Here is a 16,655-nt window from a genome sequence, read left to right as displayed (position 1 = left end):
GGTAGGTGGCGGGCCTTCCGACCGACGAGAGGACTCCCATGGACACGGATGGCTTCATCGCCCTGCTCAACGAGGACCTGGAGAGCGAGTATCGCTCGATCGTCCAGTATGTGCAGCACACGGCCACCATCAAGGGCGCGGAGTATCTGTCGATCATCGAGGAGCTCAGGCAGCACCTCGGTCAGGAGCTCGACCACGCGAGCACGCTGGCCGAGCAGATCGACTTCCTCGGCGGCGTCCCGAGCGTCCGCGTTCCCGAGGTGCCGGTGGCGACCGACGGCGCCGACGCCCTCCGGCTCGACCTGGAGCTGGAGCAGGAGCAGCTGCGCCGCTATCGCGAGCGCGTGGAGCAGGCCCAGGAGCTCGGCCTGAGCGACGTGGCCGAGGCGCTGCGCCCGCTGCTGCAGCAGACGCAGGACCACGTCATGGACCTGCAGACCGCCCTGGGGAAGTGACGGACGGCGGCACGCGGAGTGAGGCGGGACGTCGCGGCTCGGCCCTGGCCGCGACCTCCCGCGTCCGGGCGCCGACGCATGGGCGGCACGGTGGTGCCGCAAGGGCGTGCGGCCCGGTGGTACGGCCCGGTGGTACGGCACGGTCGTGCGTGCGGCACGTGGCATGAAGTCGTGCGGCGAGGTCAGCGCGGGCGGGCGTAGTCGTCGAGGGCGCGGACGATCAGCGCCCTCGCGTCGTCGTGGAAGACCGCCACCTTGCAGAACTCCTCGAACGTCTCCGCGTAGAAGGCGACGTCCTCGGCGTCGCGAAGCAGCAGGTCCCTGGTCATGGTCGCCACCCCGACCAGGCAGTCGTCGTAGATCCAGAACGAGTTCATCAGCGCGGACGGCAACTGCGCCTCGAACGGCAGCAGCCCGAACTCCACGTTCGGCAGCGTGGTCACCGCGATCAGCCGGTCGAGCTGGCCGCGCATCACGTCCGGGGGCGCGAGCCGGTAACGCAGCACCGCCTCGGGCATGACGAACCGGAACCGCCGAGCCGGGTCGTACAGGATCTCCTGACGCCGCATGCGGACGCGGATCGCGTCGTCCACGTCGTCGGTGGGCTCGTGGACCCGCCTGACCTTGCCGAAGGTGTGCCTGGCGTACTCGGTGGTCTGCAGCAGGCCGATCACCACGCCCGGCTCGAACGCCCGGAACAGCCGGGTGCGCGCCTCCAGGTCGCGGACGTCATCCTGCAGCGCGGCCAGGCCGTTCCTGTTCCGCTGCCGCCAGGAGTCGTGCCGCTCCAGCAGGCCGGCCGCCTGCCGGATCAGGTCGTCGATGGTCTGCGGGTCGGCCTCCACGGCCTTTCCCCACGCGGCCACGTCGTCCTCGGTGGCGGTCTGGCGGGCGTTCTCGATGCGCGAGACCTTGGACGGCTGCCAGCGCAGGCGTTCGGCGAGATCCTTCCCGGACAGGCGGGCGTTCTCCCGCAACCGGCGTAGCCGGGCTCCCAGGTCCATGCGGGCCTGATGGAAACCGCTCATGCCCACCTCCGGCCGTGGTGCGGTTCAAGGTAGACCCGGCGCGCCGGATCCTGCCAGAGGGAGGCCTTCAATCGTGATCGGGCAGGACCCGCCGGGCGATCTCCACGAGGAGCTCCCCCGGCACCTCGACCGCCGTCTCGACCGCCGTCTCCCCGTCGAGCACATGGCGCAGGCCGGCGCGGCCCTCGTGGTCCACGACCTCCCGGCCCTGGACGGCTATCGTGCCGCGGCCGGTCTCGTAGAGGGAGGGGCAGGCCCCCGCCTCCGAGGTGGAGCCGAGAAAGCGCAATCGCATGTCCTTCTCTCCCGATCGGCGGCGAACGGCGCAATCCTAGTCATAGCGGAATGGGCACGCATACAGCCCGAAGCCGCTCGCCGAGCGCCTTCGCCTGGGCGTCCAGGAGCGGGCTGGCCGCCACGCCCCGGCCCAGGAGCCCGTGGACGACGAAGTTCAGCGCGTGCAGGTTCGGGAGCGCGAACCGTTCGATCGGCAGGTCGCCGACCTCCGGCAGCAGCTCCCTGAGCCGCTTCACGGTCAGGAACGCCGCGAGCCACGGATAGCGCGCGGGATCGCGCACCCAGACGCCGAGGTTGGCGTCGCCGCCCTTGTCGCCCGAGCGGGCGCCGGCGACCCTGCCGAGCGGCATGACCGGCCCGGCCGCGAGATCCCCGGCGTACGGAGGAACGGTGTCGCCGGGCGTCTCACTGGGCGGCCCGCCCGCCTGCTCGCCCAGCAGCGGACCGGACGGAGGGGTGTGCGGCACCTCGACGCGGACTCCGTCCACGGTCACCACCGGGAGCACGGCCCGCGCGTCGGCCGACGAGGGCCAGTAGACCCCGTAGGGGGAGGCGTCGCCGGGCGGGGTCAGGCCGTAGAAGCCGGGATAGCTCGCCAGGCCGGTCTCCACCACGGCGGAGGAGAACGTCCGCCCCGCCTTGCGCGGATCGGAGTCCATGACCGTGATCCGCAACAGCGCGGTCGCGGCCGCGCCCACACCGTGTGTGGTCACGCTGCCCGTGCGGGGGCTGCCCTCATCTACGGCGCTTGTGCGCGGGTCGCCCGCACCCGCGCCGCCGGTGGTCATGCCGCCCGTGCGGGGCTCGTCCGCACCCGCGCCGCCTTCGCCCGCACCATCCGTGACGCTGCCGCCGGCACCGGCTGTGCCCGCGCCGCCCCTGGCCGGGTGTCCGCCGGTTTCCGGGCCGGGCGCGGCCGAGCCCGCGCCGTCCGCGCCGAGGGGAGTCAGCTCCACGTGGACCTGTTCGAACGACTCGCGGGGGACGCGCGCCCAGATCGCCTCCTGCGCGATGCGGGCTTTGGCGGCGATGTCGAGGCCGGTCAGCACGAGCGTCATCGTGTTGCGGTAGCCGCCGAGGTAGGTGACGGCGACCTTCAGCGTGTCCGGCGGGGGCTCGCCGCGCACGCCCGTGATCCTGACCCGGTCGGGGCACTCCTGCTCCAGCCGTATGGTGTCGAACCTGGCGGTCACGTCGGGCCCGAGATAGCGCGGCGAGGCGATCTCGTACAGCAGTTGCGCGGTCACGGTCCCGGTCGAGACCAGCCCGCCGGTGCCGGGGTGCTTGGTGATCACGCTCGATCCGTCGGCGTACAGCTCGGCGATGGGGAAGCCGCAGTGGGCGAGGTCGGGCACCTCCTCGAAGAAGGCGTAGTTGCCGCCGGTCGCCTGGCAGCCGCACTCGATCACGTGCCCGGCGACGACGGATCCGGCCAGCGCGTCGAGGTCGCCCGAATCCCAGCCGAACCACCACATGCCGGGCCCGGTGACCAGCGCCGCGTCGGTGACCCGCCCGGTCACGACGACATCCGCGCCGTGCTCCAGCGTCACGGCGATCGGCCGGCCGCCGAGGTAGGCGTTGGCGGTGAGCGGAGTCGCGCCCAGGGTCTCACCGGTGTCGATGTTGACCGGCGGCTCGGCGAGCGGCATGAGGTCGTCGCCGGTGACGTGGGCGACGGACGCGCGCAGCCCGAGCCGGTCGGCCAGGGCCGAGACCGCCTCCGCGCACCCGGCCGGGTCGAGGCCGCCCGCGTTGGCGACGACCTTGATGCCTCGGTCGAGGCAGGTGCCGAGGACCTGCTCCATCTGGGTCAGGAACGTACGCGCGTAGCCGGGGCGGCCCTTGAGCCGGTTGCCCGCGAGGATCGACATGGTGAGCTCGGCCAGCCAGTCGCCGGTCAGCACGTCGATCGGCCCGCCCTCGACCATCTCCTCGGCGGCCGACAGCCGGTCGCCGTAGAAGCCGCCGCAGTTCGCGACCCGGATCGGTCCCTGCCGCCCGGCCTGCGCCGTCGTAAGCCCGGCCTTCGATGTCATCCGCCCGCCTCCGGTGTTCTCCGCGCGGCTTTCGCGGGCATCTGCCGGGCCTTCGGCGTCATCGCCCCGGCCTGCGCCGTCATCGCCCGGCTTCCGGGGACGGCGCGTCGGCGGGAACCCAGGCGGCGGGCCGCTTCTCGGCGAAGGCCCGGATGCCCTCCTGCCCCTCCGCCGAGGTGAAGCGCTCCGCGGACAGCGCGGCCATCGCGCGGAACCCCTCCTCGACCGATAGTTGCGGCACCTCCCGCACGAGCCGCTTGGTGATCGCCAGCGCCTCCGGGCCGCCGCGCAGCAGCATGCCGGTGTAGTGGGCCACGGTCGCGTCCAGGTCCTCTTCGGGCACGGCCCGGGTCAGCAGGCCGATCTCCACCGCACGTCCGGCGCTGAAGACCTCGCCGGTGAGGAAATACTCGGCCGCGGCCCGGGGCTCCAGGCGGCGCAGGCAGGTGACCGCGATCATGGCGGGGACCACCCCGAGCCGCACCTCGGTGAAGGCGAACGAAGCGGTCGCCGGGGCGATGGCGAAGTCGCAGGCCGCCACCAGCCCGAGGCCGCCCGCTCGTGCCGTGCCGTTCAGGCGGCACACGACCGGCTTCGGGCTCTCCCAGATCCGCAGCATGATGTCGGGAAACGACGCGGTGACCGGCGCCCCTCCGCCGCGCTGCTCCTTCAGGTCGGCGCCCGCGCAGAACACCGGTCCCGTGCCGGTCAGCACGATCACCCGTACGGCGGGCTCGTCGAGCGCCCAGGACAGGGCGTCGTCGAGCTGCCGCAGCAGCCGGGACGACAGGGCGTTGCGGTTGTGCGGGGAGTCGAGCGTGATCGTGGCCACGCCGCCCGCCTGCTCGCGGCGTACCAGCACGTCCTGGGGCTCGCTCACGGCTGCGTCGCCTCCCCGCCCCGATCAGCGTCGATCGGACTGCCGATCGGACTGGGGATCGGACTGCCGATCTCCGGGCCGCCCTGCGTGCCCGGACCGGCGCCCGTCTCGATGCCGGAGGGAACGCCCGTCCCCATGACCGGGCCGGTCGCTGTGCCCGGATGCCCGGCGGTGCCGAATGCCGGATGCGCACCGGTGTCCATCGCACGATGGCTTGCGGCGTCCGTCTCCGGTGGCGCGCCCGTCGCCGAGAACGTCTCCGGTCTCGCCTCAGGGCTCGACTCTGGCCTCGTCTCCGGGAGGCTTTCCGCGCCGGGACGTTCGCCGAGGTCCGGATCCGGGCCCGCATCCATCACGGGGTCGGTCACCCCACCGATCACCGGGCCGGTCGCCGCCCCTGTGTCCGCCCCTGTGTCCGCCCCCGAATCCGTCCCTGTCTCTGTCCCTGTCCCTGCCTCTGGGCCCGGCTCTGCCGGGGGAGCCTCCGTCCGCGGGCCGCCGTCCGGTTCCTGCGGCGGCGACGGCTCGATCACGGCGAGAGGCACGCCCGCCTCGACCTGCGTGCCCGGCGTCACGTGCAGTGCGGCCACCGTGCCCGAGGCGGGAGACACGATCAGGTGCTCCATCTTCATCGCCTCCAGCACGACCACCGGCTGCCCGGTCTCGACCACGTCGCCGGGCTTGACCTCGACGCGCAGGACCGTACCCGGCATGGGGGCGGGCAGCGCCCCCGGCGTCACGCTCGCGGCCGGTTGCGGCAGCCGCTCGACCGGGGTGAGCCGCACCGGTCCGAGCGGGGAGTCGACATGCACCACACCGGGGTGCGCCCCGGGGTAGGCGGCCACCTCGAAGGTGCGCCGCAGGCCCGTGGTCTCCAGCACCACCCGGCCGGGTTCCGCCGCCACGAGCGTGACGTCATCGAAGCCCTCGGCCCGCAGCCCGTCCCTGGTCAGCCGGTAGGCGACTTCCAGCCGCCCGCCGTCCTCGGCGTCGAACGCCACACGTTGCGGCTGGGAGGGAACGTTGCGCCAGCCGCTCGGCAGCCCGCCCAGCACGCCGTCGCGGCGGGCGGCGGCGCGGTTGGCCGCCGCTCCGGCGAGCGCCGCCGCGAGCGCCGACAGCCGTACGGCCTCGGGACCGGCGAGCGGGGCCGGTGCGGGATGCCGGTCGAGGAAACCGGTGTCGAGCGCCCCGGACAGGAAGTCCGGGTGCCGCAGCACTCCCACGAGCAGGTCGCGGTTGGTCGTCAGCCCGTGGATGCGCGCCCGCGCGAGCACGTCCGCCAGCCGCCGGGCAGCTTCCGCCCGGTCGCGGCCGTACGAGACGACCTTGGCGAGCATCGGGTCGTAGTGGACGCCCACCTCGGTGCCGGACGTCACGCCCGAGTCGAGCCGCAGCCGCGCCTCGTGCCCGAACTCGCCGTCCACGCCGGGGATCTCGAAACGGCGCAGCACGCCGCTCTGCGGGCGGCCCTCGGAGTCCTCCGCGTACAGGCGGGCCTCGATCGCGTGACCGACCGGGCTCGGCGGCAGCGCGGCGAGGTGGGCGCCCTCGGCGACCTCGATCTGCAGCCGGACCAGGTCCACGCCGTAGACGCTCTCGGTGACCGGGTGCTCCACCTGGAGGCGGGTGTTCATCTCCAGGAAGAAGAAGCCCTCGTCGGACAGCAGGAACTCGACGGTGCCCGCGCCCTGGTAGCCGATCGCGCGGGCGGCCCGGATCGCCGTGTCGCTCAGCTCGCGGCGCAGCTCGGGGGTGACCGCGGGGGAGGGAGCCTCCTCGATCACCTTCTGGTGGCGGCGCTGGATCGAGCACTCGCGCTCGCCGAGCGCCCAGACCGTGCCGTGGGCGTCGGCGAGGATCTGCACCTCGATGTGGCGGGCGCCCTCCAGCAGGGGCTCGGCGAACAGCGTGCCGTCGCCGAAGGCCGACAGCGCCTCCCGCCGGGCCGACTCGACGGCCCCGGCGAGGCCGGCCGGATCGCGCACCACCCGCATGCCGCGCCCGCCGCCGCCCGCCGACGCCTTGACCAGCACGGGACCGGTCAGCTCCACGGGGGCGTCCGGGGAGAGCGGGATGGTCGGCAGGACCGGCACCCCGGCCTCCTCCATCAGCGCCTTCGCCTCGATCTTCTTGCCCATCGCGGCGACGGCCTCGGGGGAGGGGCCGATCCAGGTCAGCCCGGCCTCCAGCACGGCGCGGGCGAAACCGGCGTTCTCCGACAAAAAGCCATAGCCGGGATGGATCGCGTCGGCGCCCGACCTGCGGGCCGCCTCGACGATCCGCTCCGGGTCGAGGTACGCCAGGGGCGCGCCCAGCCGTACGGCCTGGTCGGCCTCGGCGGTGTGCGGGGCGGACGCGTCGGCGTCGGTGAAGACGGCGACGGTCTCGATTCCCAGCTCGCGGCAGGTGCGGAAGACCCGGCGGGCGATCTCCCCGCGGTTCGCGACCAGCAGTCGCCCGATCATGACCCCTCACCCCCGTCGATCTTCATGAGCATGGTGCCGATGAGCATGGTGCCGATGAGCATGGTGCCAGTGAGCATGCCGGTCACATCCGGAAGACGCCGTAGCCGGCCCGGCCCGGGTCCGGTGCCCCCGCAACCGCCGACAGGCACAGCCCGAGCACCGTACGGGTGTCGCGGGGGTCGATGACCCCGTCGTCGTACAGGCGGCCGGACAGGAAGAACGCCGCCGACTCCGACTCGATCTGCGCCTCGACCGCGGCGCGCATCGCCGCGTCGGCCTCCTCGTCGTACGCCTGCCCCCGCGCCTGCGCGGCGGCCCGGCCCACGATCGACATGACGCCCGCGAGCTGGGCCGGGCCCATGACGGCCGACTTCGCGCTCGGCCAGCTGAACAGGAAGCGGGGGTCGTAGGCCCGCCCGCACATGCCATAGTTGCCCGCGCCGTAGGAGGCGCCCATGACGATCGTGATGTGCGGCACGGTCGAGTTGGCCACCGCGTTGATCATCAGTGCGCCGTGCTTGATGATGCCGCTCTGCTCGTAGTCCCTGCCGACCATGTACCCCGTGGTGTTCTGCAGGAAGACCAGCGGCGTGCGCGTCTGGTTCGCGAGCTGGATGAACTGGGCCGCCTTCTGCGACTCCGCGCCGAACAGCACGCCGCTGGCGTTGGCGAGGACCCCGACCGGGTGGCCGTGGACGCTCGCCCACCCGGTGACCAGGCTCGGCCCGTAGAGCGGCTTGAACTCGTCGAAGTCGCTGCCGTCCACCACCCGGGCCAGGACCTCGCGGGGGTCGAAGGGGACCTTCAGGTCCTCCGGCACGATCCCCAGCAGCTCGTCCTCGTCGTACAGCGGCTCCGCGTAACCGGACGCGGGAACGTTCCCGGCCTTGCGCCAGTTGAGCCGCCGCACGATGCGGCGGCCGATCCGCAGCGCGTCGAACTCGTCGGCGGCGAGATGGTCGGCCAGCCCGGAGGTCCGCGCGTGCATCTCCGCGCCGCCCAGCGACTCGTCGTCGGACTCCTCGCCGGTGGCCATCTTCACCAGCGGCGGGCCGCCGAGGAACACCTTGGCCCGCTCCCGCACCATGACGACGTGGTCGCTCAGGCCCGGCACGTACGCGCCGCCCGCGGTGGCGTTGCCGAAGACCAGCGTGATCGTCGGGATCCCCTCGGCCGACAGCCGGGTGAGGTCGCGGAACACCTGGCCGCCGGGGATGAAGATGTCCTTCTGCGACGGCAGGTCCGCGCCGCCCGACTCCACCAGGTTCACGTACGGCATGCGGTTGCGCAGCGCGATCTCGGCGGCGCGCAGGGTCTTGCGCAGCGTCCAGGGATTGGACGCGCCGCCGCGCACGGTCGGGTCGTTGGCGGTGATGACGCACTCGACGCCCTCGATCACCCCGATGCCGGTGACGACGCTCGCGCCGACGGGATACTCGGTGCCCCAGGCCGCCAGCGGCGACAGCTCCAGGAACGGCGAGTCGGGGTCGACGAGCAGTTCGATGCGCTCGCGGGGGAGCAGCTTGCCGCGCTCCCGGTGCCGTTCGACATATTTGGGCCCGCCTCCGGCGACGGCCTTGGCGTGCTCGGCCTCCAGCTCGGCGAGCTTCGCCAGCATGGCCTCGCGCCGCGTGCCGTACTCGCCGCTGGAGGTCTCCAGCCGGCTCACGAGCACCGTCATCGCACCACCGAACCGAGTTCTGTCACCTGATGATCCTCCGTGGTGAGCCGCCGTCACGTCAACGAGCCGGGCCCGGCCTCCTGCCCGGCCCCGGTGGCTTCGGGACCAGGCCGTGTGGGTTCGGGATCAAGCCCTGTGGTTCCGGGATCAAGCCCTGTGGTTCCGGGATCAGGAGCAGTGCGACCACGCGCTGCTCCAGGAGGCGCTGCCGTAGCCGCCGCCCCAGATGACGCACTTGCTCTTCGCGGCCAGCCGGATCGGGCCGGCATACGTCGTGTAGCTGCCGGAGTCGCTGTTGGACGACCCGTTCTGGACCTTCAGCACCGCGCTCATCTTGATCTTCCCGGGCACGACGTACTTCGACATCGTGATCACACAGTTGTAGCCGTTGGACGCGTTGTAGAGCAGGTATGTCGTCGCCGAGCCGAAGGAGTGCGAGTCGATGACGCTGTAGCCGCTCCCGCACACGCCCGCGGCGGTGTACGGGTTGGGCTTGGGCGCCGCGGTGGTCTTCGCCGCGGTCGGCTTGGGTGCGGCGGTGGTCTTCGTCGCGGTGGGCTTGGGTGCGGCGGTGGTCTTCGTCGCGGTGGGCTTGGGTGCGGCGGTGGTCTTCGCCGGGGCCGGGGTGGTCTGCGCGGGCAGCGGGTTGGTCTGCGTCGGTGTGGTGGCCTTGTGGGTGGGCTTGGCCTGGGCCCGTGCCGTGCGGGAGGGCGACGGCCGCGCCTGGCGGGTGCGCGCCGGGGTGGCGCCCGGCTTCGGCGCCACGGTCTGCCGGTGTGCCGAGGGGCTCGGCGAGGGCTTCCCGCCCTTCGGCCGGGCGGGTTCGGTGACCAGCTCGGACGGCTGCGGGAGGGGCACCTCGACGTCCTGGGACTCGATCACCGCGGGCGTCGCGGTGGGGCCGAGGGCGTCCTCGGACGAGATCTGCTTGGCGGACACCCACGTCGGCACGAGGAAGGCCGCCGCCGCGAGGGCCGACACGCCGACCGCGGCCGCCGTCCACGTCAGCACGGGCCGCCGCGTGGGAGATCCGGGCGGCGTGGGCGCTCCGGCACCCCGCGGCCCGGCAGCGGGCGCGTGAGGTCCGGGCGCCTGCGGTGCCTGCGGTCCGGGTGCATGCCCGGGTGCCTGTGGTCCGGGTGCCTGTGGCCCCGGCCCGTGCGGCCCCGGCCCGTGCGGCCCCGGCCCCTGCGGTGCCTGTGGTCCGGGTGCCGGTGCGGGGCCGTGCGGTCCCGGCATGGGGGCGTGCGGTCCCGGCATGGGGGCGTGCGGTGCGGCGGCCTGCGGTCCCGCCGGGGGCGCCTGCGGCCCGGTCGCGTAGGGTCCCGGCGCCTGCGGTGCGGCGGCCTGCCGTACGGGAACGGTGGGCTGTCCGGTGAGCCGCGCGACCACGTCCTCGGCCGAGGGACGCAGCGCGGGGTCCTTCGACAGGCACGCGGCGACGATGTCGCGCAGGGGTGCCGTGAGGTCGCCCAGGTCGGGCGGCGTGTTCAGGATCCGGGTGATCACCGAGGGGATCGAGTCCGCGCCGAAGGCGGGCCTGCCGGTGGCGGCGAACACCATCGTGACGCCCCAGGCGAACATGTCGGCGGACGCGCCCGCGGTGCCGCCGGAGAGCACCTCGGGGGCCAGGTAGGCGGGCGTGCCGATGGACGCGCCGGTCGCGGTTGACTGGGGCGAGTCGGGCGCCCTGGCCACCCCGAAGTCGATGACGACCGGGCCCTCGGGCCCCATCAGGACGTTGGCCGGCTTGAAGTCGCGATGGGTGATGCCCGCCCGGTGAATGGCGGCCAGCGCCGTCGCCGTGCTGATGGCGAGCCGTTCGAGCGCGGCGCCCCGGCGCGGCCCCTCCCGGTCGACGAGCTGCCGCAGCGAGGGCCCGGACACGAACTCGCTGACGATGAACGGCTGATTGCCGGCGAGGTCGGCGTACAGCACAGGGGCAGTGCAGAAGGGCGCGACCCGCTGCGCCAGCGCGACCTCGCGCAGGAACCGCTCCCGCGCCTCCGGATCGGCCGTCAGACGGGTGTGCAGCAACTTGACCGCGACCTGCTCGCCCGCCGGCCCGCGCCCGAGGAAGACGACTCCCTGGCCGCCTTCACCGAGCCGGTCGACGAGCGTGAACGGGCCCAGGCGGTCGGGATCCCCAGCCTCTAACGCCACCATCGCCCCCGATTACCACGCAACCTGACAATGGCACCAAACGCTACCAGTGGTCAGATGGCCTTACCGGGGTTGAGGATGTTCAAAGGGTCGAACACCTGCTTGATGCCCTGGTGCAGTTCGGCGGCCACCGGGCCGGTTTCGAGGCCGAGCCAGCGCTTTTTCAGCAGGCCGACGCCGTGTTCGCCGGTGAGCGTGCCGCCGAGGTCGAGCGCGGCGCGGAAGACCTCGTCGGCGGCGGCCCACACCTCTTCCGGCGGCTCGGCGAGGCCGCGGTCGAATATGAACACCGGGTGCACGTTGCCGTCCCCCGCGTGGGCGACCGTCGCGATCAGCACGCCGTGCCGTGCCGCGGCCTCCTCGATCGCGGTGATCATCTCGGGGAGCACCGAGCGGGGCACGCACACGTCCTCCACGAGGCACTGGCCCAGCCGCTCCTTGGCGTGGTAGGCCAGGCGCCTGACGCCGATCAGCTCGGCGGCCTCCTCCGGCGTGGACGACACCGCCACGAACGACGCGGCGCCGCACAGCGCGGCCATCTCGTCCGCCGAGCCCTCGGCCTGGGCGATGAGCATCGCCCTGGTGGACGGCTCAAGCCCGATGTTCTTCCAGTCGTCGATGGCCTGCAGCGTCGTGCGGTCCATGAGTTCGAGCATCGACGGCCGGCAGCCCGCGGCGACGATCGCCGAGACGGCCGCCGCGGCGTCGCGCAGCGAGGTGAACTCGGCGGCGATCGTGGCCAGCTCGCCCGGGGCCCGCCGCAGCCGCACGGTCGCGGCCGTGATCACGCCGAGCGTGCCCTCCGAGCCGACGAACAGGCCGGTCAGGTCATATCCGGCCACGCCCTTCATCGTGCGGCGGCCGGTGTTCAGCACCCGCCCGTCCGCCAGCACGACCTCTAGCCCGAGCGTCGAGTCGCGGGTCACGCCGTATTTCACGCACCGCAGCCCGCCCGCGTTGGTCGCCAGGTTGCCGCCGATGGTCGAGATCTCGTACGACGAGGGGTCGGGGGCGTACATCAGGCCGTGCTCGCGGGCCGCCCGGTCGAGGTCGGCGGTGATGACGCCGGGCTCCACGACCGCGATCTCGTCCTGCGGCGACAGCTCGCGGATCGCGGTCATCCGGGCGAGCGACAGGACGACGCAGCCGTCGACGGCCGTCGCCCCGCCGGCGAGCCCGGTGCCCGCGCCGCGCGGGACCACCGGCACGCGGTGCTCGGTCGCCCAGCGCATCGTGGCCACGACGTCGTCGCGGGACCGCGCGAGCACCACGCCGAGCGGCCTGCCCGGCGGCACGAAGGTGCGGTCCCTGGCGTACGAGTCGACGACGTCGGGATCGGTGAGGACTCGCCCGTCCGGCAGCGCCGCGGCGAGCGCGGAAGTCAGCTCGTTCACGTCTGGACTTTACGGCACTGTTCGGTATCAGGTCCCATCCGGAATTATTAACGGTTTTCGGTACAGATCACATTTTGACAACCATGCCGGATCGCTCTTTACCCGGCCTTTACCCCCTCGTTTAAGGTCCCGCATGCGCGCTCATCCCGGCGCGCTGTGCATGGGTGTCCGGGGAACCCGGACGGGAAGGGATCTCGTTGTCCAGAAGAATCCGGCGTCTCGCCGCGATCGTGCCCGCGCTCGGGCTGGCGGCAGGAGGTCTGGCCGCAGCAGGCGCGGCTGCGGCGCCCACGGCGGGCTACCAGCCCTCCGCCAAGGACCACTACATCAACTACGCGCCGCCGCGCGTTCAGGGCGACTTCACCACCACCGAGGAGAAGGTCCCGTCCCAGGGCGTCAAGCGCACCGCCGCGCTGGCGCGGGCGATCGACCACAAGTTCGCGAGCGGCAACCCGGTCGCGGCGCGGGTCCTGGCCAAGCATGAGAAGCAGGCGATCAGGACCGGGAAGAACCCCTTCGACTTCATCTACAAGAAGGCGAAGACGACCCGGACCGCCAAGCTCCTCACGCTGCTGGTCGAGTTCAACGACCAGGCCAACGACGACTTCTCCGGCTGGTCGCACCCGAGGACGATCGACGACGTCGACGACTGCATCACCGAGCCGCCGGGCACCAAGCTGAACGGCCCGCTGCACAACACGATCCCCAACCCCGCCACCGCCGGCGGTGGGGGCAAGGACAACAACTCCATGTGGGTGGCCGACTTCAACACGGCCCATTACAACAACATGCTCTACACCTCCAAGGGGATCACGACCCGGGTCCGTCCGGACCTGAAGGACCCCCGGGACGGCAAGAAGGGCATCGACATCTCCGGTTCGACCCTGAAGAACATGTACGAGGAGATGTCCAAGGGCGCCTACACCGTCACCGGTCAGGCCGTCGGCTGGCTCAAGGTGCCGCACTCCGAGGCGTGGTACGGCGCGGGCAAGTGCCACACCTACCCGCAGGACATGACCGGTCACCCGGACAACCCGCGCGGCCCCGCCCAGCTCGCGATCGACGCGGTCAACGCGCTCGTGCAGTCGAACCCGAACTTCCCGTGGGCCGACTACGACGTCGAGGACACCTCCGACGCCGACGGCGACGGCAACTACGACGAGCCGGACGGCGTCATCGACCACCTCGTGCTGATCCACGCCGGTGAGGACAAGTCCGGTGGAGGCGGCGCCGAGGGCACGTTCTCCCTGTGGGCCCACTCCAGCGACGTGGCCGGCGGATACACGGTGCCGGGCACGAACATCAAGATCTCCAACTACATCCTCCAGCCGGAGGACGCGGGGGTCGGCGTGTTCGCCCACGAGTACGGCCACGACCTCGGCCTGCCGGACCTGTACGACACCACCGGCGCCGGCGACTCCGACGTCGACTTCTGGGACCTGATGTCGAGCGGCTCGCACTCCGGGCCGATCTTCCAGTCGCTGCCCACCCACATGGGCCTGTGGGACAAGTGGGTGCTCGGCTGGGCCAACCCGAAGGTCATCGAGCCGGGCGGCAAGGACCAGCTCCTGGTGGTCGGCCAGACCTCGCGTACGCCCAAGGGCACCGAGGACGGCGTCCGGATCAACCTGCCGGACAAGCAGAACATCATGTCCGTCCCGCACAGCGGGACGAACATGTGGTGGTCCAACAGCGACCAGGACTGGGCCGACAACAAGCTGAGCAGGACCGTCGACGTCCCGGCCGGGTCGGACGCGAAGTTCTGGTGGTGGAGCGACTGGGGCATCGAGACCGACTGGGACTTCGGCTTCTTCGAGATCTCCACGGACGGCGGCGCCACCTGGACCGAGCAGAAGATCTACAACGAGGACGGCAGCCTCGCCACCACCGGTGACGACTACACCGACCCGAACGGCCGCCTGAAGGACTACGGCAACAAGAAGTACGGCCTCACCGGTGAGAGCGGCGGCTGGCACCACCTGTACGTCGACCTCGCGCCGTTCGCTGGCACGTCCGTCCAGATCCGCCTGCGTTACGCCACGGACGCGGCGTCCGTGCAGCGCGGCTGGTTCAACGACGACTTCTCGCTGAACAGCGGCGCCACCGCGGTCTGGACCGACGACGTCGAGGGCGGCGCCAACGGCTGGACGACCACCAAGGGCACGTTCACCGACACCAGCGGCGCCGGCTGGATCATCCACCCCGGTGAGGAGCAGGCGGCGCAGTACTACCTGGCCGAGTGGCGCAACTTCGACGGGTTCGACAAGGGCCTGGAGTACGCCTACGACACGACCTGGCTGCGCGACGGCGCCTGGAAGGTCGAGAAGGTCAAGTACAACGCCCCCGGTCTGCTCGTGTGGTACCGCGACACCTCGGTGTCCAACAACGACGTCTCGGGCCGCACGTTCGACCTGCCGTCGGTGGGCCCGAAGGGCGAGCTGCTCATCGTGGACTCGCACTTCGACCCGCTGCGCCGTACGGGTGCGGCGGCGCAGAAGGACCCGACCGTCCTGAAGAACCTGCCGTCCCGCCCGCAGTCGTCCAACGCGGCGTTCAACTTCGTCGGCACCTACCCGTTCAAGGAGTGCGTCGAGGGCGAGCCGTTCAAGGAGTACTGCACCTCGTTCGGCAAGCAGGCCGCGGTGAAGTCGTTCACGGACGCCAAGGGCTGGTACCCCGGCCTGGAGATCCGCGACGGCAGCCTCTACTACCGCCAGCGTGACTCCTCGGCGGTCGTCCCGTCGAAGGACAACCAGCCGTACACCACCCGGATCGTCCACCCGGACGGCACCCCGGCCAAGGAGCTGTACGGCACCGACATCGGCGGCGCGATCCTCGGCTCCGGCAACCCCGGTGACGAGGGCAAGCAGCTCGGCGTGCAGATCAAGCTGATCAGCCCGCTGCCGGCCAACCTGGCCGCGATCATCCAGGTGACCCCGGCCAAGAAGTAACCACCGCCAGGTGGTCCCCGTGCCCGGCCGCCGTCCGCTCCGGACGGCCGCCGGGCACACTCATGCCGGGGCCCGGCTATGCCGGGCGGGCGCGGTCACGCCGGGCCCGCGCGCCCGGGCGCGGCTGCCCCTAGCATGTGAGCGTGCGGACCAAGGCGGATCACACGGCGGCCATCCACCGGGAGCGGAAGGCCGCGGTCGTGGTGAACACCAAGTCCCGGCGGGGCCGCCGCCACTATGCCGAGGTGCTGCGGCTGCTGAAGGAGCGGGACTTCCGGCTCACCGGCGTCCACCCCGTGACCGACCCCTCACGGCTGCGCGACATCCTGACCCGCGCGCTCGACTCCGGCCCCGATCTGCTCGTCGTGGGCGGCGGCGACGGCACGCTGAGCAGCTCGTTCAGGCACGTGGCGGGCCGCGACATCGCCCTCGGCGTGCTGCCGCTCGGCACCACCAACAACTTCGCCCGCAGCCTGGGCCTGCCGCTCGACCTGCCCGGGGCGATCGGCGTGTTCACCGAGGGCAAGGTGGCCGACATCGACCTCGGCATCTGCGGCGACCGGCCCTTCGCCAACCTCGCGAGCTTCGGCGTCTCGGTCGAGGTGGCGGGCACCGTCAAGCCGTGGCTCAAGCGGATGCTCGGCCGGGCCGCCTACCCGCTGACCGCGATGACGATCCTGCCGAGGCACCGGCCGTTCCGCGCGTACCTGACCGTGGACGGCAAGCGCCACGAGCTGCTGACCCACCAGCTCAACATCGCCAACGGCCGCTTCCACGGCGGCTGGCAGATCGCCAAGGACGTCAGCATCGACAACCGCAAGCTGGTGGCCTATCAGCTCGGCTCGGGCAAGCGCCTGCGCCTGCTCGGGGAGACCCTCGTGCGGGCGACCACCGGCAAGTGGACCAGCCTCGCGGGCGGGCCGTTCGTGACCGGCCAGGAGATACTGCTGGAGACCGACCCGCCGATGGCGGCCGACATCGACGGCGAGGTGAGACTGCGCACCCCGCTCATACTCAGGACCGTCCCGAACGGCGTCCGCGTGATGGTCCCGCAGAGCTTCGAGGACACCTGATCAGTCCGGTCGCGGCGTCGCCAGAGCCAGGCGGAGTCGGTGACAGGGGCGGTGGCGGATCGGCATCCGGCGCAACAGGGCCGAGGACCCTCCCGCTCGGCCGCCTCGTTCTCCCCGGCCGCGGGGGGTTATGCCACCTGGCGTGAGGGCTTCCCTCGTTCTGCGCGGCCGTGAGGGGTTCCCCTCTGCGCGGCTGTGAGGGTTGTTCGGCCGTCTCGTTCTGCGCGGC

General features: G+C 72.2%; 11 protein-coding genes. 3 read left to right on the top strand and 8 right to left on the bottom strand.

Annotated features, from left to right (window positions below; genetic code table 11):
- The first annotated feature begins 38 nt into the window (after positions 1–38).
- Positions 39–455, top strand: coding sequence for a bacterioferritin (locus FLV34_RS23070; RefSeq protein ID WP_142645336.1), 417 nt, complete (start codon positions 39–41; stop codon positions 453–455).
- 182 nt (positions 456–637) lie between these two features.
- Here FLV34_RS23070 and FLV34_RS23065 read toward each other — a convergent pair whose 3' ends face one another.
- The 8 genes from FLV34_RS23065 to FLV34_RS23030 form a co-directional block, all read right to left on the bottom strand.
- Positions 638–1,483, bottom strand: coding sequence for a helix-turn-helix transcriptional regulator (locus FLV34_RS23065; protein ID WP_147944027.1), 846 nt, complete (start codon positions 1,481–1,483; stop codon positions 638–640).
- Positions 1,484–1,550: 67 nt separating this feature from the next.
- Positions 1,551–1,778 (bottom strand): hypothetical protein, encoded by a 228-nt coding sequence (locus FLV34_RS23060; protein WP_187280701.1) that lies wholly within the window; start codon positions 1,776–1,778, stop codon positions 1,551–1,553.
- Positions 1,779–1,818: 40 nt separating this feature from the next.
- Entirely contained in the window at positions 1,819–3,816 is a 1,998-nt protein-coding gene (locus FLV34_RS23055; RefSeq protein WP_147944025.1) for an acyclic terpene utilization AtuA family protein, read from the bottom strand.
- Positions 3,817–3,895: 79 nt separating this feature from the next.
- Positions 3,896–4,696, bottom strand: coding sequence for an enoyl-CoA hydratase-related protein (locus FLV34_RS23050; RefSeq protein WP_185948908.1), 801 nt, complete (start codon positions 4,694–4,696; stop codon positions 3,896–3,898).
- Complete coding sequence (locus FLV34_RS23045; protein WP_142645332.1) at positions 4,693–7,164, bottom strand: biotin carboxylase N-terminal domain-containing protein; 2,472 nt, start codon at positions 7,162–7,164, stop codon at positions 4,693–4,695. Before FLV34_RS23045 ends, FLV34_RS23050 begins: the two co-directional genes overlap by 4 nt.
- Positions 7,165–7,246: 82 nt before the next feature.
- The gene (locus tag FLV34_RS23040) at positions 7,247–8,845 is read right to left on the bottom strand and encodes an acyl-CoA carboxylase subunit beta (RefSeq protein ID WP_147944024.1); all 1,599 of its coding nucleotides are present in this window, start codon (positions 8,843–8,845) and stop codon (positions 7,247–7,249) included.
- Positions 8,846–9,013: 168 nt separating this feature from the next.
- Positions 9,014–11,011 (bottom strand): serine/threonine-protein kinase, encoded by a 1,998-nt coding sequence (locus FLV34_RS42625; protein ID WP_261985867.1) that lies wholly within the window; start codon positions 11,009–11,011, stop codon positions 9,014–9,016.
- 50 nt (positions 11,012–11,061) lie between these two features.
- Positions 11,062–12,402, bottom strand: coding sequence for an FAD-binding oxidoreductase (locus tag FLV34_RS23030; RefSeq protein WP_260617056.1), 1,341 nt, complete (start codon positions 12,400–12,402; stop codon positions 11,062–11,064).
- 197 nt (positions 12,403–12,599) lie between these two features.
- Between FLV34_RS23030 and FLV34_RS23025 the strand changes: the two genes are divergently transcribed.
- Complete coding sequence (locus FLV34_RS23025; RefSeq protein WP_142645330.1) at positions 12,600–15,353, top strand: immune inhibitor A domain-containing protein; 2,754 nt, start codon at positions 12,600–12,602, stop codon at positions 15,351–15,353.
- Between the two features lie 143 nt (positions 15,354–15,496).
- Positions 15,497–16,426 (top strand): diacylglycerol kinase family protein, encoded by a 930-nt coding sequence (locus FLV34_RS23020; RefSeq protein ID WP_142645329.1) that lies wholly within the window; start codon positions 15,497–15,499, stop codon positions 16,424–16,426.
- The last annotated feature ends 229 nt before the right edge of the window (positions 16,427–16,655 follow it).

The organism is Microbispora sp. CSR-4 (genome assembly GCF_008033685.1).
In the GTDB taxonomy this organism is placed as follows: Bacteria; Actinomycetota; Actinomycetes; order Streptosporangiales; family Streptosporangiaceae; genus Microbispora.
The sequence above is the reverse complement of the archived record's forward strand: the minus strand, read 5'-3'. Positions and strand labels throughout refer to the sequence as shown.